The 21,248-nt window shown below is 60.3% G+C and carries 17 protein-coding genes and 1 pseudogene; 8 read left to right on the top strand and 10 right to left on the bottom strand.

What is annotated here, in order from left to right:
- The first annotated feature begins 166 nt into the window (after window positions 1–166).
- Entirely contained in the window at window positions 167–2,875 is a 2,709-nt protein-coding gene (gene mgtA, locus ACZ6J2_RS11915; protein ID WP_471725806.1) for a magnesium-translocating P-type ATPase, read from the top strand.
- Between the two features lie 200 nt (window positions 2,876–3,075).
- Window positions 3,076–5,460: a beta-N-acetylhexosaminidase gene (locus ACZ6J2_RS11910; RefSeq protein WP_471725805.1), complete on the top strand. Its 2,385-nt coding sequence runs from the start codon at window positions 3,076–3,078 to the stop codon at window positions 5,458–5,460.
- Between the two features lie 50 nt (window positions 5,461–5,510).
- Here ACZ6J2_RS11910 and ridA read toward each other — a convergent pair whose 3' ends face one another.
- From ridA to ACZ6J2_RS11890, 4 genes are all read right to left on the bottom strand, one after another.
- Window positions 5,511–5,897 (bottom strand): 2-iminobutanoate/2-iminopropanoate deaminase, encoded by a 387-nt coding sequence (ridA, locus tag ACZ6J2_RS11905; RefSeq protein WP_008501391.1) that lies wholly within the window; start codon window positions 5,895–5,897, stop codon window positions 5,511–5,513.
- 73 nt (window positions 5,898–5,970) lie between these two features.
- Window positions 5,971–6,432: an aspartate carbamoyltransferase regulatory subunit gene (gene pyrI, locus ACZ6J2_RS11900; protein ID WP_023310197.1), complete on the bottom strand. Its 462-nt coding sequence runs from the start codon at window positions 6,430–6,432 to the stop codon at window positions 5,971–5,973.
- A gap of 12 nt (window positions 6,433–6,444) precedes the next feature.
- Entirely contained in the window at window positions 6,445–7,377 is a 933-nt protein-coding gene (pyrB, locus tag ACZ6J2_RS11895; RefSeq protein ID WP_023310198.1) for an aspartate carbamoyltransferase, read from the bottom strand.
- Window positions 7,378–7,411: 34 nt separating this feature from the next.
- Window positions 7,412–7,516 (bottom strand): pyrBI operon leader peptide, encoded by a 105-nt coding sequence (locus ACZ6J2_RS11890; RefSeq protein WP_022646880.1) that lies wholly within the window; start codon window positions 7,514–7,516, stop codon window positions 7,412–7,414.
- Between ACZ6J2_RS11890 and ACZ6J2_RS11885 the strand changes: the two are divergent.
- Window positions 7,496–7,613: pseudogene (locus ACZ6J2_RS11885) on the top strand (hypothetical protein). The gene ACZ6J2_RS11890 and the pseudogene ACZ6J2_RS11885 overlap by 21 nt on opposite strands.
- A gap of 3 nt (window positions 7,614–7,616) precedes the next feature.
- On the opposite strand, the gene ACZ6J2_RS11880 reads toward ACZ6J2_RS11885, so the two are convergent.
- The 5 genes from ACZ6J2_RS11880 to arcA all read right to left on the bottom strand — a co-directional run bounded on the left by ACZ6J2_RS11880 (window position 7,617) and on the right by arcA (window position 12,904).
- Window positions 7,617–8,096 carry an arginine repressor gene (locus tag ACZ6J2_RS11880; RefSeq protein ID WP_029739272.1) on the bottom strand — a complete coding sequence of 160 codons (480 nt, stop codon included), beginning with the start codon at window positions 8,094–8,096 and terminating at the stop codon, window positions 7,617–7,619.
- An 80-nt stretch (window positions 8,097–8,176) separates the two neighbouring features.
- Window positions 8,177–9,580: a YfcC family protein gene (locus tag ACZ6J2_RS11875; RefSeq protein ID WP_033144505.1), complete on the bottom strand. Its 1,404-nt coding sequence runs from the start codon at window positions 9,578–9,580 to the stop codon at window positions 8,177–8,179.
- A 47-nt stretch (window positions 9,581–9,627) separates the two neighbouring features.
- The gene (argF, locus tag ACZ6J2_RS11870; protein WP_032647051.1) at window positions 9,628–10,632 is read right to left on the bottom strand and encodes an ornithine carbamoyltransferase; all 1,005 of its coding nucleotides are present in this window, start codon (window positions 10,630–10,632) and stop codon (window positions 9,628–9,630) included.
- A gap of 129 nt (window positions 10,633–10,761) precedes the next feature.
- Complete coding sequence (gene arcC, locus ACZ6J2_RS11865) at window positions 10,762–11,673, bottom strand: carbamate kinase (RefSeq protein WP_471725804.1); 912 nt, start codon at window positions 11,671–11,673, stop codon at window positions 10,762–10,764.
- A 10-nt stretch (window positions 11,674–11,683) separates the two neighbouring features.
- Complete coding sequence (gene arcA, locus ACZ6J2_RS11860) at window positions 11,684–12,904, bottom strand: arginine deiminase (RefSeq protein WP_023334320.1); 1,221 nt, start codon at window positions 12,902–12,904, stop codon at window positions 11,684–11,686.
- A gap of 675 nt (window positions 12,905–13,579) precedes the next feature.
- On the opposite strand from arcA, the gene ACZ6J2_RS11855 reads away from it, so the two are divergent.
- The 5 genes from ACZ6J2_RS11855 to ACZ6J2_RS11835 all read left to right on the top strand — a co-directional run bounded on the left by ACZ6J2_RS11855 (window position 13,580) and on the right by ACZ6J2_RS11835 (window position 20,361).
- A complete protein-coding gene (locus tag ACZ6J2_RS11855) occupies window positions 13,580–14,032 on the top strand; it encodes a YhcH/YjgK/YiaL family protein (protein ID WP_471725803.1) in 453 nt (150 codons plus the stop codon).
- Window positions 14,033–14,239: 207 nt separating this feature from the next.
- A complete protein-coding gene (gene yagE, locus ACZ6J2_RS11850) occupies window positions 14,240–15,148 on the top strand; it encodes a 2-keto-3-deoxygluconate aldolase (RefSeq protein WP_471725802.1) in 909 nt (302 codons plus the stop codon).
- Between the two features lie 14 nt (window positions 15,149–15,162).
- Complete coding sequence (gene yagF / locus ACZ6J2_RS11845) at window positions 15,163–17,130, top strand: xylonate dehydratase YagF (protein WP_471725801.1); 1,968 nt, start codon at window positions 15,163–15,165, stop codon at window positions 17,128–17,130.
- Window positions 17,131–17,356: 226 nt separating this feature from the next.
- Window positions 17,357–18,739, top strand: coding sequence for an MFS transporter (locus ACZ6J2_RS11840; protein WP_159515420.1), 1,383 nt, complete (start codon window positions 17,357–17,359; stop codon window positions 18,737–18,739).
- 11 nt (window positions 18,740–18,750) lie between these two features.
- Window positions 18,751–20,361 (top strand): glycoside hydrolase family 43 protein, encoded by a 1,611-nt coding sequence (locus ACZ6J2_RS11835; protein WP_471725800.1) that lies wholly within the window; start codon window positions 18,751–18,753, stop codon window positions 20,359–20,361.
- Window positions 20,362–20,365: 4 nt separating this feature from the next.
- On the opposite strand, the gene xynR is transcribed toward ACZ6J2_RS11835, so the two are convergent.
- A complete protein-coding gene (gene xynR / locus ACZ6J2_RS11830) occupies window positions 20,366–21,124 on the bottom strand; it encodes a DNA-binding transcriptional repressor XynR (RefSeq protein ID WP_471725799.1) in 759 nt (252 codons plus the stop codon).
- Window positions 21,125–21,248: the final 124 nt, after the last annotated feature.

Raw genomic sequence — 21,248 nt, 5'->3', positions numbered from 1 at the left:
ACGGGAGAATGCGTTCTTTCCGGTAAGCCAGCTTTTGCTGTCTCACCGGCGTGAGGCAGCAACGTCTTAAACGTTCCTGCTTGAAAAATTGAGTGCCTCTCAGGTACGGCTTTGCCACGCCTGAAGGAATTGCTGCGTCCGCCCAGGCGGATGCGGAGGAATGACTATGTTTAAAAATATCACCCGGCAGCTGCAGGCGCTGCTGAGCCGCCACCTGCCACACCGTCTTGTTCAACGCGACCCGCTGCCCAATGCCAAAAACATGGCGGGCACCGCGATCCCCGCGTCCCTGACCGAACGCTGCCTGAACGTGGCGGCGATGGATGAAAACGAAGTCTGGCGCGCGTTCGGCGGACACCCGGAAGGGCTAAACGCGGCCGAAGTGGAAAAAATCCGCGCCGTGCACGGCGATAACCAGATCCCGGCGCAAAAGCCGTCTCCGTGGTGGGTGCACCTGTGGCTCTGCTACCGCAACCCGTTCAACCTGCTGCTGACCGTGCTCGGCCTCATCTCCTACGCGACGGAAGATCTGTTTGCCGCAGGCGTCATTGCCCTGATGGTGGGTATCTCCACGCTGCTGAACTTTATTCAGGAGGCGCGCTCCACCAAAGCGGCGGACGCCCTGAAGGCGATGGTCAGCAACACCGCGACCGTCTCGCGCGTGATTAACGATCTCGGCGAAAACGCCTGGGTGGAGCTGCCGATCGACCAGCTGGTGCCGGGCGATCTGGTGAAGCTGGCCGCGGGGGACATGATCCCGGCGGATTTACGCATCATCCAGGCGCGCGATCTGTTCGTCGCTCAGGCCTCCCTGACCGGGGAATCCCTGCCCGTAGAAAAGGTAGCGCGCAGCCGCGACCCGCAGCAGATGAACCCGCTTGAATGCGACACCTTGTGCTTTATGGGCACCACGGTGGTCAGCGGCACCGCGCAGGCGATTGTCACCGCCACTGGCGGCGACACCTGGTTTGGTCAGCTTGCCGGGCGCGTCAGCGAGCAGGAGAGCGAGCCGAACGCCTTCCAGAAAGGGATTGGCCGCGTCAGCATGCTGCTGATCCGCTTTATGATGGTGATGACGCCGATCGTGCTGCTGATCAACGGCTACACCAAAGGCGACTGGTGGGAGGCGGCCCTGTTTGCGCTCTCCGTGGCCGTTGGCCTGACGCCGGAAATGCTGCCGATGATCGTCACCTCCACGCTGGCGCGCGGGGCGGTGAAGCTCTCTAAACAGAAAGTGATCGTTAAACACCTCGACGCCATTCAAAACTTTGGCGCGATGGACATCCTCTGCACCGATAAAACCGGCACCCTGACGCAGGACAAAATCGTGCTGGAGAACCACACCGATATCTCCGGCAAAACCAGCGAGCGCGTCCTGCACAGCGCGTGGCTGAACAGCCATTACCAGACCGGGCTGAAAAACCTGCTCGACGTCGCGGTGCTGGAAGGGGTGGATGAGGAATCCGCCCGCACGCTCTCCGGGCGCTGGCAGAAGGTGGATGAGATCCCGTTCGACTTCGAGCGCCGCCGCATGTCGGTGGTGGTGAGCGAGCAGACGGACGTGCACCAGCTGATCTGCAAAGGGGCGCTGCAGGAGATCCTCAACGTGTCGACGCAGGTTCGCTATAACGGCGACATCGTGCCGCTGGACGACACCATGCTGCGCCGCATCAGGCGCGTCACCGACAACCTGAACCGTCAGGGGCTGCGCGTGGTGGCGGTCGCGAGCAAGTTCCTGCCCGCGCGCGAGGGTGACTATCAGCGTATCGACGAATCCGATCTGATCCTCGAGGGCTACATCGCCTTCCTCGATCCGCCGAAAGAGACCACCGCGCCGGCGCTGAAAGCGCTTAAGGCGAGCGGTATTACCGTCAAAATTCTCACCGGCGACAGCGAGCTGGTGGCGGCTAAAGTGTGCCATGAAGTGGGGCTGGACGCGGGCGACGTGGTGGTGGGGAGCGATATTGAGCACCTGTCCGACGACGAGCTGGCGAAGCTTGCCCGGCGTACCACGCTGTTTGCCCGCCTGACGCCGATGCACAAAGAGCGCATCGTCACCCTGCTTAAGCGTGAAGGGCACGTTGTGGGCTTTATGGGCGACGGCATCAACGACGCGCCCGCGCTGCGTGCGGCGGACATCGGTATCTCCGTCGACGGTGCGGTGGATATTGCCCGCGAGGCGGCGGATATCATTCTGCTGGAAAAGAGCCTGATGGTGCTGGAGGAAGGCGTGATCGAAGGACGCCGCACCTTCGCCAATATGCTCAAGTACATCAAGATGACCGCCAGCTCCAACTTCGGTAACGTCTTCAGCGTGCTGGTGGCGAGCGCGTTTCTGCCGTTCCTGCCGATGCTGCCGCTGCATCTGCTGATCCAGAACCTGATGTACGACGTGTCTCAGGTGGCGATCCCGTTTGATAACGTGGACGACGAGCAGATCCAGAAGCCGCAGCGCTGGAACCCGGCGGATCTCGGGCGCTTTATGCTGTTCTTTGGGCCGATCAGCTCCATCTTCGACATCCTGACCTTCTGCCTGATGTGGTTTGTATTCCACGCCAACACCCCGGAACACCAGACGCTGTTCCAGTCCGGCTGGTTCGTGGTAGGTCTGCTGTCGCAGACGCTGATTGTGCACATGATCCGCACCCGCCGCATTCCGTTTATCCAGAGCCGTGCCGCATGGCCGCTGATTGTGATGACGGGGATTGTGATGGCGCTCGGCATCGCGCTGCCGTTCTCGCCGCTGGCAGGTTACCTGCAGCTTCAGGCGCTGCCGCTGAGCTACTTCCCGTGGCTGGTGGCGATCCTCGCGGGCTATATGGTACTGACGCAGATGGTGAAAGGGATCTATGCGCGTCGGTACGGGTGGCAGTAACGGCAAGCCCGGTGGCGCTGCGCTTACCGGGCCTACGATCCCAACGTAGGCCGGGTAAGGCGAAGCCGCCACCCGGCAGCTGGCTTTCCTCCCAAATTCAACAACCTGTGATCTCCGTCGGCGCATTCGCTTGACGACAAATTGAGCGCATGTTAACAGAATGTTTTGCCTTTATTTGGCCCGTCAGATAAGGAACATTCATGTTACGGTACAGTCTCTTAACCGCCGGGCTGATGCTCGGCGCCTCTGCCTTTGCCGCTCCGGCAGGCGATCTCCCTTTGATGCCCTGGCCTGCCAAGGTCGAACGCCCGACGACCCAGGGCGCGCTGGTGCTCAGCAACAACGTATCCATTAGCGTCAGCGGGGACGATCTGGGCGACGCCGTCAACCGCCTGCGCCAGCGCATGGCCCTGCAAACCGGCTGGACGCTGCAGCCGCAGGCCGACAAGCCTGAAAAGCCGACCATCCGTATCGCGATTGCCAAAAAGGTCAAGCCGCAGCCGCTGCCGGACAGCGATGAAAGCTATAGGCTCACGGTGGACGCCAGCGGCGTCGATATCTCCGCCAACACCCGCTTCGGCGCGCTGCGCGCCATGGAAACCCTGCTCCAGCTGATGCAGAACGGGGCGGAAAACACCTCGCTGCCGTGGGTCACTATTGAAGATTCGCCGCGCTTCCCGTGGCGCGGGCTGCTGCTCGACTCGGCGCGCCACTTTATTCCGCTGCCGGATATCAAGCGCCAGATCGACGGCATGGCCGCGGCGAAGCTCAACGTCCTGCACTGGCACTTAACCGACGATCAGGGCTGGCGCTTCAGTTCGAAGCGCTACCCTAAGCTGACGCAGCTTGCCAGCGACGGGCTGTTCTACACGCCAGAGCAGATGCGCGAGGTGGTGCGTTACGCCGCCGAGCGCGGTATTCGCGTGGTGCCGGAGATCGACATGCCGGGCCACGCCTCGGCGATTGCCGTAGCCTATCCAGAGCTGATGAGCGCCCCGGGGCCGTACGCCATGGAGCGCCACTGGGGCGTGCTGAAGCCGGTGTTAGATCCCACCAAAGAGGCAACCTACACCTTTGCTGACGCGATGGTCAGCGAACTGGCGGCGATCTTCCCCGATCCGTACCTGCATATCGGCGGTGACGAGGTCGACGACAGCCAGTGGAAAGCGAATGCCGCGATCCAGAACTTCATGCGCGACAACAGGCTGGCGGACAGCCACGCGCTGCAGGCGTATTTCAACCGCAGGCTGGAAACGATCCTTGAGAAGCACCACCGGCAGATGGTCGGCTGGGATGAGATCTATCATCCCGACCTGCCGAAAAGCATTCTAATCCAGTCCTGGCAGGGGCAGGACGCGCTGGGGCAGGTGGCGCAAAACGGCTACAAGGGCATTCTCTCGACCGGTTTCTATCTCGACCAGCCCCAGTCCACCGCCTATCACTACCGCAACGAAATTGTCCCGCAGGGGCTGAACGGCGTGGATGTGATTGCTGACACCGACAGCGTCCAGAGCTGGGCCTTTTCCATGCCGCGCCTGAAGGGCAAGCCGGTGGAGGGGAGCTTCACGCTGGTGAAAGGGGAGGCAGGCTGGCGCGGGTTTATTGATTTTGCCGGGAAATCCCGCCGCGCGGTGCAGGATATTGAATGGCGCGATGACAGCCAGGTGACCTTCACCGTCGATACGTGGATGGGCGAGACGCGCCCGGTGGTCTCCGTTGATAACGACAAGCTTACCGGCTATTTCCTGGTGGGGAATACGCGTTACCCAATCAGCGGCGCGCGTCTGGACGCGGTGCCGAAAGGCATTCCGCCCGTCGTGCCGGACGTGGCGAATCAGGCCAACCTGCTCGGCGGGGAAGCCGCGCTGTGGGCGGAAAACGTGGTGGCGCCGGTTCTGGATATCCGCCTGTGGCCGCGCGCCTTCGCGGTGGCGGAGCGCCTTTGGTCCGCGCAGGACGTCAACGACGTCGATAACATGTACACCCGCCTGCAGGCGATGGACAGCTGGTCGACGGTGTCGGTCGGGCTGCAGCAGCATACCCAGCAGCAGGTGCAGTTCACGCGCCTTGCCGGTAATGCCGACACGCTGCCGCTGCAGATCCTCGCTCAGGCGGTAGAGCCCGCGCAGTATTACACCCGCCAGCACCTGAAGTTCCAGGCGGGAAATTATCATCAGTTCGAACCGCTCAACCGCTTCGCCGATGCGCTGAACGCCGAAAGCGCCACCGTGCGCCAGATGAACAAATGGGCGGACCGCCTGGTGAGCGATGCGGAAGACGCGGAAAGCGCGGACGCGCTGCGCCACGTCTTTAACCGCTGGCAGAGCAACACCAGCGATGCGCTTGCGTTAAGCGAAAACAGCTATCAGCTGAAGGCGATGAAGCCGGTGATCCAGGAGGTGGATAAGCTGGCCTCCATTGGCCTGCGGCTTACGGATCTGGTGGCGCGCCAGGGCACGCTGGATGATAAAGAGATAGCCTCGATTCAGAGCGAGCTGGATAACGCGGCGAAGGTTCAGGACGAGGTGGTGATTGCGGCGGTCTATCCGCTGGAGACGCTGCTCAGGGCGACGAGGAATCAGTAGCAAGCAACAAAAAAGGCAGCCCGGGCTGCCTTTTTTATCGCCAAAGCGAATTAGCGACGTACGGCGATCGCTTCGATTTCAATTTTCACGTCTTTTGGCAGACGGGCCACTTCCACGCAGGAGCGCGCCGGGAAGGTGGCGTTGTGCTCTGTGAAGAACGCTTCGTAAGTGGCGTTAACGGTCGCGAAATCGTTCAGATCCTTCACGAAAACGGTGGTTTTCACGATATCGCCCACTTTCAGACCGGCAGATTCAACGATAGCCTGCACGTTTTCCAGCGACTGACGCGCCTGTGCCGCGACGTCTTCCGGCACCGCGCCGGTTTTTGGGTTCACCGGGATCTGACCGGAAGTGATGATCATGCTACCCAGATCAACGCCCTGAACGTAAGGGCCGATAGCCGCTGGTGCATTTTCCGTCGCGAGTACTTTGCTCATGTTTTCTCCAGAATTACAGCGTTAAGAATGTTCCCGGCCATTATAACAGCCGGGATTTCATTACCAACCTCAATTAGTTGGCCAGCACCACATAATGAGAAAACTCTTTTTCGCAGTATTTGCATTTGAGCGCGATGTCATCGGCGCGTTTTTTCACTGCAAAGCTCGAAGAAACCGGCTCAGCATGACTGATGCAGTTGCTGTTCGGGCAGACCAGCACGCTTTCGATACGATCCGGCAGGCTCGGGCGGGATTTGCCGACCACTTCATACTCGTCGATGCGGTTGACGGTGGCGTCCGGCGCGTACAGCGACAGCTGGTTGACCTGCTCGTCGGTCAGGAAGGTGTTCTCGATTTTAATCAGGTCTTTGCGGCCCATCTCGCCCGACGGCAGGTTCAGGCCGATGGTGATGCGCTGGTCGGTTTCGGTCAGTTTGAACAGCGTCAGCAGCTTAAAGCCCACCTGCGCAGGGATGTGGTCAATCACGGTGCCGCGCTTGATGGCTTCAACCTGGAGTTTGTTATCGTGTGTCATGGTCGTTTCCCCTTACAGTGCCAATTCGCGATTCAGAACCAGTGCCAGTAACGCCTGGCGGGCGAAGATGCCGTTTCCGGCCTGCTGGAAGTACCAGGCGTGCGGCGTCTTATCCACGTCTGTGGTGATCTCATCGATGCGCGGCAGCGGATGCAGCACCTTCATGTTGTCGCGCGCGCCCTCGAGGTCGCTGGCGCGCAGCACGAACTGCGCCTTCACGTTGGCGTATTCGGACGGATCCAGACGCTCTTTCTGCACGCGGGTCATGTACAGAATATCCACGTGGCTCATCACCTCTTCGATGCTGGCGTGCAGGCTCCACTGAATGCCTTTTTCGTCCAGCATGTCGAGAATGTACTGCGGCATCGCCAGCGCGTCCGGGGCGATGAAGAAGAAGCGGTTGCCGTTAAATTTCGCCAGCGCCTGGGTCAGGGAGTGGACGGTGCGGCCATATTTCAGGTCGCCGACCATGGCGATATTCAGGTTCTCGAGCTTGCCCTGCGTCTCCTGAATGGTGAACAGATCCAGCAGGGTCTGCGTTGGGTGCTGGTTGGCACCGTCACCGGCGTTCAGTACCGGAATGCCGCCGGAAAATTCGGTCGCCAGGCGCGCCGCGCCCTCCTGCGGGTGACGCATCACAATCGCGTCGACGTAGGTGCTGATCACTGAAATGGTGTCCGCCAGGGTTTCGCCTTTTTTACCCAGCGACGTGTTGCTGCTGTCCGAGAAGCCCACCACGCTCGCGCCCAGGCGGTGCATGGAGGTTTCAAAGGAGAGGCGGGTGCGGGTCGAGGCTTCGAAGAAGCAGCTCGCAATCACCTTGTGCTTCAGCAGCTCCGGTTGCGGATTGGCCTTCAGTTTTGCCGCGGTTTCCAGAACCAGTTCCAGCTCTTCGCGGCTGAGGTCGTTTATGGAAATGATGTGTTTTTGATAAAGCGGATTCATGTTTATCTCCTGACGCCGGGCAAAAAAAAGCCCCTCAAATGAGGGGCTCTGGGAATAGGTTTAGCAACGGGAAGAAAAACGGCAGGCCAGCGTCTGATTTCAGACGCGGTAAGACGTTATGTCGTACACGCTTGACCATGCTTCCTCCCGGCAAATTGTCGGGCATTATACGCAGCTCGCTTTTCGGATCAAGCGATTTAATGCACGCTTTACTCAATGCAAACGGTTCTTTATGAATATTAATGCGTTCTGAGTAAATAATTAATTTGCTTATGCACCAGTGCGGTGCGCTTCACGACCCGGGGAGCGACCCAGACGATACTGCTGCCGGCCACCACGCCTAAAATTTCCGGCAGCTGGTGATAATCCAGAATACGCGCCACCGCGCGGCCATATCCGGCGACGGTATGAACAAGGATAAACTCGCTATTGTGCTCGACGCTGACCACCATTTCGGACACGGTACGCGCGGCGTCGGGGGCAGGGCGCAGCTGGGGATTCAGCGAATAAATCTTTAGCCCTTTGGCATTTCGAATTTTTATGACGCCGAGCAATTTAAGCAGACGTGAAACGGTGGACTGGCTGATGGTCTCAAAACCACGCTCCTGCAAATCCCGGCGGATCTCTTCCTGAGAGAGATAGCTCTTTTCTGCGATCAGGCGCTGGCAGACCGTCAGCTGTAGTTGCTCTTTGGGAGAGTACTCTTCGTAATCCATCATAGTTCCCATATCAGTTCCTGAAATAACCGGTGGCACCGCACCGATCCGTAGGCCGGATAAGCGCAGCGCCATCCGGCAAATCACAACAAGGCACCCAGACTTAACGCCACCATAATCACCACCGTTAAAATGCCCAGCAGCGGCGCCACCCATTTCAAATAACGCACGTAGGGCACGCGGGCGATAGCCAGCCCGCCCATCACGACGGCAGAAGTGGGCGTGACGAGGTTAACGATGCCGGAGGCCGACTGGTAAGCCGTCACCACCAGGTCGCGGTTGACGTTAGCGAAATCGGCAAGCGGCGCCATGATCGGCATCGTCAGAACGGCCAGGCCGGACGAAGAAGGCACAAGAAACGACAGCACGACCTCCAGCCAGTACATCACGTTGATAAACGCTACCGTGGACAACCCGCTGACCAGCCCTTCCGCGCTGTGCAAAATGGTGTGGGTAATCATGCCCTTATCCATGATGACTACGATACCGCGCGCGATGCCGATAATCAGCGCGACGCCCAGCAAATCTCGCGCGCCGTTGATAAACGTCGACGTCAGCTCCTCTTCGCTCATGCGGGCAATCAGGCCGACGATGATCGCGCTGGCGAGAAACACCGCTGAGATCTCTGCCATCCACCAGCCCAGCACCGCCACGCCGTAGATCATCACCGCGAAGGCGAGGGCGAAAATCACCAGGATGATTTTGCGCACCGGGGTGAATTCCAGCGACTGTTCGCCCTTGTCGCCGAGGAAATGGGCGCGGTTCTCTTCCTGTTTGTCTGCGACGATCGACAGCGACGGATCCTGGCGCACCTTACGGGCGTAACGCATCACCCACGCCACGCAGATGACCCAGCCGATGACCAGCAGCGCCACGCGCAGGGCGATACCGTTGGTGAAGGGGATCCCGGCGGCGTTGGCGGCGATCACCGTGGCAAATGGGTTAATGGTAGAGCCGAGCGTGCCGATCCCCGCCCCGAGCAGCACGGTGGACGCGGCGACAACCGGATCGAACCGGGCGGCCAGCATCACCGGTACCAGCAGGGTGTAGAACGGCAGCGACTCTTCGGCCATGCCGTAAATCGTGCCGCCTGCGGCAAACAGCGCCATCAGGATCGGGATCATCCACTCTTCGCGTCCGCGCAGCCGGGTGGTTACGCGTTCGATCCCGGCGTCAATCGCCCCGGTTTTGGTGACGATCCCGAGAAAACCGCCGATGATCAGGATAAACAGCGCGACGTCGATCGCTCCGGCCTGGCCGGAGACCGGATCGTACAGCCCGGCGATGGGCGCCATCAGGACGGAAACCAGCCCCTGCGGATGCGCCGCCACGTGCGCGTAAGTTCCGGCAATCGGGACTTCTTTACCGAGGGTTTCGTTCATCGCCATCTGGTACTGACCGGCGGGGACGACCCAGCTCAGCGCCGCCACAACGGCAATCAGGAAAAAGAGAATGGTGTAAGCGGAGGGAAACTTAAACTTGCCCATGATGTTCTCCTTAAACCCGGCGCACCCCGCGGCGCGCCGGGCGGTGATTAGTCGCCGAGTGTCGCCACCATGACCGCTTTAATGGTGTGCATGCGGTTCTCTGCTTCGTCGAAGACGATGGAGTTCGGTGATTCGAAGACCTCTTCCGTCACCTCCAGCCCCTTCAGGCCGTAGGCCATCTCGATCTCGCGGCCCACTTTGGTGTGTTCGTTGTGGAACGCCGGCAGGCAGTGCATAAACTTGACGTTCGGGTTGCCGGTGGCTTTCATCACGTCCGCATTAATCTGATACGGCTTCATCAGGCTGACGCGCTCGGCCCAGGCCTCCTTCGGCTCGCCCATGGAGACCCACACGTCGGTGTAGAGGAAATCGGTCCCCTGCACGCCTTCTTCCACGTCGTCGGTGAGGGTGATGCGCGCGCCCGTCTCTTTGGCGATGGCGCGGCACTGCTCAACCAGCCCGGCTTCCGGCCAGAAGGATTTCGGTGCGACGAGGCGGATATCCATCCCCATCTTGGCCGCGCCGACCATCAGCGAGTTGCCCATGTTGTTGCGCGCGTCGCCGAGATAGGCAAAGCTCAGCTCCGGCAGGGTTTTGCCCGGCGCGTGCTCCAGCATGGTCATCAGGTCGGCGAGGATCTGCGTTGGGTGGAACTCGTCGGTCAGGCCGTTCCACACCGGCACGCCCGCGTACTCGCCCAGCTCCTCAACGATGGCCTGGCCGTAGCCGCGGTATTCGATACCGTCATACATGCGGCCCAGCACGCGGGCGGTGTCCTTCATCGACTCTTTATGGCCGATCTGCGAGCCGCTTGGGCCGAGATAGGTGACCTGCGCGCCCTGGTCGAACGCACCCACTTCAAAGGCGCAGCGGGTGCGGGTGGAGGTTTTTTCAAAAATCAGGGCGATGTTTTTCCCGACCAGGGTTTGCTTTTCACGTCCGGCTTTTTTGGCGGCCTTGAGCTCGATGGCGAGGTCGATCAGGTACTGGATCTCCGCCGGGGTGTAGTCCAGCAGTTTGAGGAAGTTGCGGTTTTTCAGGTTGATGGTCATGGGTAAATCCTTTTTAAAATTAGTGTCTAAAACCTTACCCCTCACCCCAGCCCTCTCCCCAAAGGGGAGAGGGTGTTTCAAGTCCCCTCTCCCCTTTGGGGAGAGGGTTAGGGTGAGGGGAGAGTGTGCTCAGTTACGAATCAACGTGCCTTTCTCGCCCGCGAGGATCTCCGCGCCGTCGGCCAGCGCGCCGATCCCGGCAATGCCGTTGCAGGCTTCAACGAACTCGCGGCAGGCGGCCACCTTCGGCCCCATCGATCCGGCGTCGAACTGCATGCCCCTGAGCAGCTCCGGCGTCACCTGCGCCAGCGGACGCTGGGTTGGTTTGCCCCAGTCGAGGTACACCGCGTCGGCATCGGTCAGGATCAGCAGGGCATCGGCTTCGATCTGGCGCGCCAGCAGGGCGGCGGAGAGGTCTTTATCGATTACCGCCTCGATCCCGCGATAGCCGTTGGCCTGTTCCACCACCGGCACCCCGCCGCCGCCGTTGCAGATCACCAGGTGATCGCGCTGGATCAGCGCCGTGATGGCGTCGCTCTCGACGATGCGCTTCGGCTGCGGTGATGGCACCACGCGGCGGACGTAGCTGCCGTCGGCCTTAAACACCCAGCCTTTTTCTGCGGCCAGCGTTTTTGCCTGTGCTTCGCTGTACACCGGGCCGATGTATTTGGTGGGGTTGCTGAAGGCCGGGTCGGCGGCGTCCACTTCCACCTGGGTGAGCAGGACGCTCACCTCGCGCTGCGGCAGATTGTTTTTCAGCGCCTGCTGGAGCATGTAGCCGATCATTCCCTGGCTTTCGGCGCCGAGAACGTCCAGCGGGTAGGGTGTGACTTTGTCGTAGGCGCTGTTCTGCAGCGCCAGCAGCCCGACCTGCGGCCCGTTGCCGTGAACCAGCACCACGCGCCACTGCGCCGTCAGTCCGGCGATGGTGCGGGCGGCCTGCTCGATGTTCTGGCGCTGGATCTCCGCTTCCAGCGGCTCGCCGCGCTTGAGCAGCGCGTTGCCGCCAAGGGCCACAACCAGAGTGGGTTTTCGTTCCATGATGGCTCCTTTAAATTCCGTCGCGTTCCAGCGGGCAGCTCATGCAGCGCGCGCCGCCGCGGCCGCGTCCCAGCTCGTCGCCAGGGATGGGCAGCACGGTGATGCCCGCTTTGTCGTACTTCTCGTTGGTCCAGACGTTGCGCTCGTAGCCGATCACCACGCCGGGGCGGATGGTCAGGACGTTGTTGGCGTCGTTCCACTGCTCGCGTTCGGCTTCAAAGGCGTCGCCGCCGGTGGTGATCAGGCGCACCTGGTTAATGCCGAGCGCTTTCTCGATGGCGTGCAGCAGGTCGGTTTCCTGCGTGCGCTGCAGGCCGCCGCGTCCGTCCGGGGTGAGCGTCCAGCACTGGGCGTCCTTGCGCACCACTTCCGGGTAGACGGAGAAGGTGTCCACGTCGATGTGGGTCATGACGGTGTCGAGGTGCATGCAGGAGCGGTGTTTTGGCAGCTCAACGGCGATCACGCGCTCGGCCTGGCGGTGTTTGAACAGGCTGTTGGCGAGAAACTCCACGCCCTGCGGCGTCGTGCGCTCGGACATGCCGATCAATACCGCCCCGCGGCCAATCACCAATACGTCGCCGCCTTCTAAGGTGGCGTGGTCGTAATTAATATTCTCGTCGCCGAAATACTTAATAAAATCGCCGTCGGCAAACGCCGGGTGCCAGCGATATATTGCCCGCAGGTTATTCGTTTCGCGCTGACGCGCCGGTTTCGCCATTGGGTTAATAGAAACGCCGTTATAAATCCAGCACGAGGTATCGCGGGTAAATAAATGGTTCGGCAGCGGCTTCATAATAAAATCATTCGCCGTGTGGGTATCCACTACCATATTTTTAATGGCCGCCGGAATTTCGCCGTAGGTTAATCCGCCGCTCAGTCTGCGCGCCAGTTCGCGGTGCGGCATATCCGCCAGCCAGCCGCGCACGTCGCCGGCAAAGGTTGGGCCGAGGCGATAGTCAGAGATTTGGGTATCCAGAAGCCAGGCTTTCGCTTCAGCAATATCAAGGGTTTGCGTCAGAAGGTCGGTCAACAGCAGGACTTCCACACCCTGCTCGCGCAGCGTGTTGGCGAAGATGTCATGCTCCTCACCCGCCCGCTCAACCGAGAGCACGTCATCGAAAAGCAGCTCCTGACAGTTTGATGGCGTTAAACGTTTCAGACTTAAATTTGGGCGGTGCAGCATAACGCTACGCAATTGACCAATTTCAGAACCGACGTAATGCTTTTCCATAATTATTCCTTTAACTGTTTTTCAGAATAAAAAGGGCATGCGCCATGTGATGTATTTAATTTCATGGCGGCTAAGCTCAATTGATTTCGTGATTCATACTAGGCAGTTAAATAATCCGTATTGTGATATTGCTCACGCGAAACCGGATATTAAGGGGTTTGTTTTCATTTGCATGATTCGCATCAGATAATGATTAATTTCATATTATTGAGGGGTGAATAGCTAAGCAGGATCCGGTGGCATTATTTGAGATTGTTATTGTTTTGTAGATTTTAATCTTTTGAAATATGTTGTTATGTGGCTGATTTTAAATGATAAATATTATAAGCAAGAATGGCTATGCAATTAACGTAATTAACTATTTTTGACTTAAGAAAAATCAATAAATAATTATGGTTTTTTAGAGCAAATTATCAAAACAGTAAAGTGTGAGACGGCAACGGGTTTTGTTAATAAGAGAGCAGGATCAAGAGGTTAGAACAGCCGTCCGATAAGCGCTGATCGAGGTTATGCATAACCCCTGCATAATTGCCTGGACAGGATTAACAGTGAATTAACACCTTTCCTGATAAACATGCGCTCGCACAAACCTCTTCGAAAAAGGGCTGGTATGGCAGCCTTAACTCTCGTATAAAAGATAAAAATGAAACGTTGTTTTACGTAGAGGGATTTCACATGATTATCGGCAACATCCACCATCTGCAGCCCTGGCTGCCTGACGCGCTGCGCCAGGCCATTGAGCACGTTAAAGCCCACGTCACCGACGCCACGCCGCTCGGCAAGCACGACATCAACGGCAGCAGCCTGTTTTATCTGGTTTCTGAAGACATGACCCAGCCGTTCGCCGAGCGCCGCGCCGAGTACCACGCGCGCTATCTGGATATCCAGATAATTATGAAGGGACAGGAAGGGATGACCTTCAGCACCCTGCCGCACGGCACGCCAGACACCGACTGGCTGGCGGAGAAAGACATCGCGTTCCTGCCGGAAGGCGAGCAGGAGAAAACCGTGGTGTTGAGCGAAGGGGATTTTGTGGTGTTCTGGCCGGGCGAAGTGCATAAGCCGCTGTGCGCGGTGGGGGAGCCTGCTAAGGTCAGGAAAGTGGTTGTTAAAATGTTAGTGGAGTAATTTTCCCTCACCCTAACCCTCTCCCAAAGGGAGAGGGTTAGGGTGAGGGCACCAGCCCGTACCCTTTAATCTGTGATCCAGCTTAAATTTCCCGCACTCCCTCCTCCCTTCCCATTTACCTCACCTTTTTCTGCGTCATAGTATGATCGTTAAATTAATGAACACTGTTCTATAATGTAGAACAAAATGATTCAGCAAGGAGATCTCATGCCGCAGTCCGCGTTGTTCACGGGAATCATTCCCCCTGTCTCCACCATTTTTACCGCCGACGGCCAGCTCGATAAGCCGGGCACCGCCGCGCTAATCGACGATCTGATCAAAGCAGGCGTTGACGGCCTGTTCTTCCTGGGCAGCGGCGGCGAGTTCTCCCAGCTCGGCGCCGAAGAGCGTAAAACCATTGCCCGCTTTGCTATCGATCATGTCGATCGTCGCGTGCCGGTCCTGATCGGCACCGGCGGCACCAACGCCCGGGAAACCATTGAGCTCAGCCAGCACGCGCAGCAGGCGGGCGCGGACGGCATCGTGGTGATTAACCCCTACTACTGGAAGGTGTCGGAAGCGAACCTGATCCGCTATTTCGAGCAGGTGGCGGACAGCGTCACGCTGCCGGTGATGCTCTATAACTTCCCGGCGCTGACCGGGCAGGATCTGACCCCGGCGCTGGTGAAAACCCTCGCCGACTCGCGCAGCAATATTATCGGCATCAAAGACACCATCGACTCCGTCGCCCACCTGCGCAGCATGATCCATACCGTCAAAGGTGCCCATCCGCACTTCACCGTGCTCTGCGGCTACGACGATCACCTCTTTAATACCCTGCTGCTCGGCGGCGACGGGGCGATCTCGGCCAGCGGCAACTTTGCCCCGCAGGTGTCGGTGAATCTTCTGAAAGCCTGGCGCGACGGGGACGTGGCGAAAGCGGCTGAGTATCATCAGACCTTACTGCAAATACCGCAGATGTATCAGCTGGATACGCCGTTTGTGAACGTCATTAAAGAGGCGATTGTGCTCTGCGGCCGCCCGATTTCCACGCACGTGCTGCCGCCCGCCTCGCCGCTGGACGAGCCGCGCAGGGCGCAGCTGAAAACCCTGCTGCAACAGCTCAAGCTCTGCTGAGCCGGACGATAACGATGACCATTGAGAAAATTTTCACCCCACAGGACGACGCGTTTTATGCGGTGATCACCCACGCGGCGGGGCCACAGGGCGCGCTGCCGCTGACCCCGCAGATGCTGATGGAATCCCCCAGCGGCAACCTGTTCGGCATGACGCAGAACGCCGGGATGGGCTGGGACGCCAACAGGCTGACCGGCAAAGAGGTGCTGATCATCGGCACCCAGGGCGGCATCCGCGCCGGAGACGGGCGCCCGGTCGCGCTGGGCTATCACACCGGCCACTGGGAGATCGGCATGCAGATGCAGGCGGCGGCGAAGGAGATCACCCGCAGCGGCGGGATCCCGTTTGCGGCCTTCGTCAGCGATCCGTGCGACGGGCGCTCGCAGGGTACGCACGGCATGTTCGATTCCCTTCCATACCGCAACGACGCGGCGATCGTGTTTCGCCGCCTGATCCGATCCCTGCCGACGCGCCGGGCGGTGATCGGCGTGGCAACCTGCGATAAAGGGCTGCCCGCCACCATGATTGCGCTGGCCTCGATGCACAATCTGCCGACCATTCTGGTGCCGGGCGGGGCGACGCTGCCGCCGACCGTAGGGGAAGACGCGGGCAAGGTGCAGACCATCGGCGCGCGCTTCGCCAATCACGAACTCTCCCTGCAGGAGGCCGCCGAGCTGGGCTGCCGCGCCTGCGCGTCGCCGGGCGGCGGGTGTCAGTTCCTCGGCACGGCGGGTACCTCGCAGGTGGTTGCGGAAGCGCTGGGCCTGGCGCTGCCGCACTCCGCGCTGGCGCCGTCCGGGCAGGCGGTGTGGCTGGAGATCGCCCGCCAGGCGGCGCGCGCGGTCAGCGAGCTGGATAACCGCGGCATCACCACGCGCGATATCCTCACCGACAAAGCTATCGAAAACGCCATGGTGATCCATGCGGCGTTCGGCGGCTCCACCAATTTACTGCTGCACATTCCGGCCATCGCCCACGCGGCGGGCTGCACGATCCCGGACGTTGAACACTGGACGCGCGTAAACCGCAGGGTGCCGCGCCTGGTCAGCGTGCTACCCAACGGCCCGGACTATCACCCGACCGTGCGCGCGTTCCTCGCGGGCGGCGTGCCGGAGGTGATGCTCCACCTGCGCGATCTCGGCCTGCTGCATCTTGACGCCATGACCGTGACCGGCCAGACGGTGGGCGAGAACCTCGACTGGTGGCAGGCGTCCGAGCGCCGTGAGCGCTTCCGCCAGTGCCTGCGCGAGCAGGACGGCGTGGATCCGGATGACGTGATCCTGCCGCCGGAGAAGGCAAAAGCGAAAGGGCTGACTTCGACGGTCTGCTTCCCGACGGGCAACATCGCGCCGGAAGGTTCGGTGATCAAGGCCACGGCGATTGACCCGTCGGTGGTGGGCGAAGATGGCGTATACCGCCACACCGGCCGGGCGCGGGTGTTTGTCTCGGAAGCGCAGGCGATTAAGGCCATCAAGCGGGAAGAGATTGCGCAGGGCGATATCATGGTGGTGATCGGCGGCGGGCCGTCCGGCACCGGCATGGAAGAGACCTACCAGCTCACCTCCGCGCTGAAGCATATTTCGTGGGGCAAGACGGTATCGCTCATCACCGACGCGCGCTTCTCGGGCGTGTCGACGGGCGCCTGCTTCGGCCACGTGTCGCCGGAGGCGCTGGCGGGCGGGCCGATTGGCAAGCTGCGCGATAACGACATCATCGAGATTGCCGTGGACCGCCTGACCCTTACCGGCAGCGTGAACTTCATCGGCACGGCGGACAACCCGCTGACGCCGGAGGAGGGCGCGCGCGAGTTGGCGAGGCGGCAGACGCACCCGGACCTGCACGCCCACGACTTTTTGCCGGACGATACCCGGCTGTGGGCAGCACTGCAGTCGGTGAGCGGCGGCACCTGGAAAGGCTGTATTTATGACACCGATAAAATCATTGAGGTAATTAACGCCGGTAAAAAAGCGCTCGGCATTTAATTATTTTCAGAGATAAACCCGTCTGCGGAAAATATTCCGCGGACGGTTTTTCCATTTCTGTTATTTAATAATATAAACAATAGGTTGAGATATATCGTCGGCGTCACAAAAGCAAAATAACGTAATTCAGAAATAAGATATGACCATTGCTGGTTAATTGAGCGGCTCATTACACTCCATTAACACGATGTTGTAATTCAGCACACTACATAAGGGTGTAATTCTGATGACGCAATTAACCATGAAAGACAAAATTGGCTACGGGCTGGGTGACACCGCCTGCGGCTTCGTCTGGCAGGCCACGATGTTCCTGCTGGCCTATTTTTACACCGACGTCTTCGGCCTGTCGGCGGGGATTATGGGCACGCTGTTTTTAGTCTCCCGCGTGCTCGATGCCGTTACCGACCCGCTGATGGGGCTGCTGGTGGACCGCACCCGCACCCGGCACGGCCAGTTCCGCCCGTTCCTGCTTTGGGGGGCCATCCCGTTCGGCATCGTCTGCGTGCTGACCTTCTACACGCCGGACTTCTCCGCGCAGGGCAAAATCATCTACGCCTGCGTGACCTACATTCTCCTGACCCTGGTCTACACCTTCGTTAACGTGCCGTACTGCGCCATGCCGGGCGTCATCACCGCCGACCCGAAAGAGCGTCACGCCCTGCAGTCCTGGCGCTTCTTCCTGGCGGCGGCGGGCTCGCTCGCCATCAGCGGCATCGCGCTGCCGCTGGTGAGCATCATCGGCAAAGGGGACGAGCAGGTGGGCTATTTTGGCGCCATGTGCGTGCTCGGGCTGAGCGGCGTGGTGCTGCTCTACGTCTGCTTCTTCACTACCAAAGAGCGCTACACCTTTGAGGTGCAGCCGGGCTCGTCGGTGGCGAAAGACCTTAAGCTGCTGCTGGGCAACGGCCAGTGGCGCATCATGTGCGCGTTCAAGATGATGGCGACCTGCTCCAACGTGGTGCGCGGCGGGGCGACTCTCTACTTCGTGAAATACGTGATGGATCACCCAGAGATGGCGACCCAGTTCTTACTCTACGGCAGCCTCGCCACCATGTTCGGCTCGCTCTGCTCCTCCCGCCTGCTGGGCCGCTTCGACCGCGTCACCGCCTTCAAGTGGATCATCGTCGCCTACTCGCTGATCAGCCTGCTGATTTTCGTCACCCCGGCGGAGCACATCGCGCTGATTTTTGCCCTCAACATCCTGTTCCTGTTCGTCTTTAACACCACCACGCCGCTGCAGTGGCTGATGGCCTCTGACGTGGTGGATTACGAGGAGAGCCGCAGCGGTCGTCGCCTCGACGGGCTGGTGTTCTCCACCTACCTGTTCAGCCTGAAGATTGGCCTGGCGATTGGCGGGGCGGTGGTGGGCTGGATCCTGGCGTACGTCAACTACTCCGCCAGCAGCAGCGTGCAGCCGGTCGAGGTGCTGACCACCATCAAAATTCTGTTCTGCGTAGTGCCGGTGGTGCTCTACGCGGGCATGTTCATCATGCTGTCGTTCTACAAGCTCACCGACGCCCGCGTGGAGGCCATCAGCCAGCAGCTGATCAAGCACCGCGCGGCGCAGGGTGAGGTCGTTCCCGACGCTGCGACAGCCGCATCCCATTAACCGGAGGCAATATGGAAATTACTAATCCAATCCTGACCGGCTTCAACCCGGACCCGTCCCTGTGCCGCCAGGGCGAGGACTACTACATCGCCACCTCAACGTTCGAGTGGTTCCCGGGCGTGCGCATCTACCACTCCCGCGACCTGAAAAACTGGTCGCTGGTCAGCACCCCGCTGGACCGCGTGTCGATGCTGGACATGAAGGGCAACCCGGACTCCGGCGGCATCTGGGCGCCGTGCCTGAGCTACGCCGATGGCAAATTCTGGCTGCTCTACACCGACGTAAAGATTGTCGACTCACCGTGGAAAAACGGCCGCAACTTCCTTGTCACCGCGCCCTCCATTGAGGGACCGTGGAGCGAGCCGATCCCGATGGGCAACGGCGGGTTTGACCCGTCCCTGTTCCACGACGACGATGGCCGAAAATACTATATCTACCGCCCGTGGGGGCCGCGCCACCACAGCAACCCGCACAACACCATCGTGTTGCAGGCGTTTGACCCGCAGACCGGCACGCTCTCGCCCGAGCGCAAAACCCTGTTTACCGGCACGCCGCTCTGCTACACCGAAGGGGCGCACCTGTATCGCCACGCGGGATGGTACTACCTGATGGTCGCCGAGGGCGGCACCAGCTACGAGCACGCCGTCGTGGTGCTGCGTTCCAAAAATATCGACGGGCCGTACGAGCTGCACCCGGACGTAACGATGATGACCAGCTGGCACCTGCCGGAAAACCCGCTGCAGAAGAGCGGCCACGGCTCGCTGCTGCAGACCCACACCGGGGAGTGGTACATGGCCTACCTCACCAGCCGCCCGCTGCGCCTGCCCGGCGTGCCGCTGCTGGCCTCCGGCGGACGCGGCTACTGTCCGCTGGGGCGCGAGACCGGCATCGCCCGCATTGAATGGCGCGACGGCTGGCCGTACGTGGAAGGCGGCAAGCATGCGCAGCTGACCGTGAAAGGCCCGCAGGTGGCCGAGCAGCCCGCTGCCGTTCAGGTCAGCTGGCGGGACGATTTCGACGCCAGTCCGCTCGACCCGGAGCTGCAGACCCTGCGCATTCCGTTCGACGACACCCTCGGCTCACTCACCGCGCGGCCCGGCTACTTACGGCTCTACGGCAACGACTCGCTCAACTCGACCTTTACCCAGTCGACCGTGGCGCGCCGCTGGCAGCACTTCGCTTTCCGCTCCGAAACGCGGATGCAGTTCTCGCCGGTTCACTTCCAGCAAAGCGCGGGGCTGACCTGCTACTACAACAGTAAAAACTGGAGTTACTGCTTTGTGGACTACGAGGAGGGGCAGGGGAGAACCATCAAGGTTATTCAGCTCGACCACAACGTGCCGTCATGGCCGCTGCACGAGCAGCCCATTCCGGTGCCGGAGAGTGCGGAGAGCGTCTGGCTGCGGGTGGATGTGGATACGCTGGTCTACCGCTACAGCTACTCGTTCGACGGCGAGACGTGGCACGCCGTGCCGGTAACGTATGAGGCGTGGAAACTGTCGGACGACTACATCGGCGGGCGCGGCTTCTTCACCGGCGCGTTTGTGGGACTACACTGCGAGGACATCAGCGGCGACGGCTGCCACGCGGACTTCGACTACTTCACCTACGAGCCGGCCTGACGGCTCAGGCCGGGTAGCCCAGCGCGCGTGAGAGCTGGAGCCCGGCCTGCTGAAGCTGCTCGCGGAAGTTAGCCAGCTCTGCGTCGTCCACGCGGGAGGTCAGCGTCGACAGGCTCAGGGCGGCAATCACGCGGGACTCGTGGTTCCACACCGGCACCGCCACGCAGCGCACGCCCTGCTCGTTCTCTTCGCTATCCAGGGCAAAACACTGCTCGCGGGTCTGCGCCAGGGCGCTCATTAAGGCTTCGCGAGAGGCAAGGGTAGAAGGGGTATAGGTGGTGTACTGATAGCCCTCCAGCAGTGCGTTCAGCTCGGGCTCGCCCAGCCAGGCAATCAACACCTTGCCGATGGCGGTGGCGTGAACCGGCAGGCGGCGGCCGATGCGCGAATAGGCGATGGCGGCCAGCTTGCCTTCAATCTTCTCGATATAGACCCCTTCACGCCCGTCCAGGATCCCCAGATGGGTCGTCTGCCCGGTCCGCTGGGACAGTTCGGTCAGCCAGCCCTTCGCCTTCTGGCGAATATCGATGGAGCCCACGACAAAATGGCCGCGCTCGACCAGCTTCATGCCGAGGCGATACTTGCCGTTTTCCGGGTTCTGATCGATATAGCCGTGAAGCTGCAGGGTTTTCAGCAGCGAGTGGAGGGTACTCTTGCTCAGCCCCATCAGTTTGCTGATGTCGGTGATCTTAAGCTCGGTGGCCTGCTCGTTGAACAGGTCGAGGATCTGCAAGGCACGTTCAACAGACTGAATAATCGGCATAATGCTGGCATGTCCACGCTGGAATTAAGGCGAAAACGTACCTTTTTCGGGGTGAAAAATCAATGAAATGGAGCCGGTTTGCCCGGCGGCGCTTCGCTTGCACGGGCCTACGGGCTGGGGTTCT

This window comes from Enterobacter sp. E14S, assembly GCF_055666685.1.
This window is presented reverse-complemented; position numbering and strand designations above follow the sequence as displayed.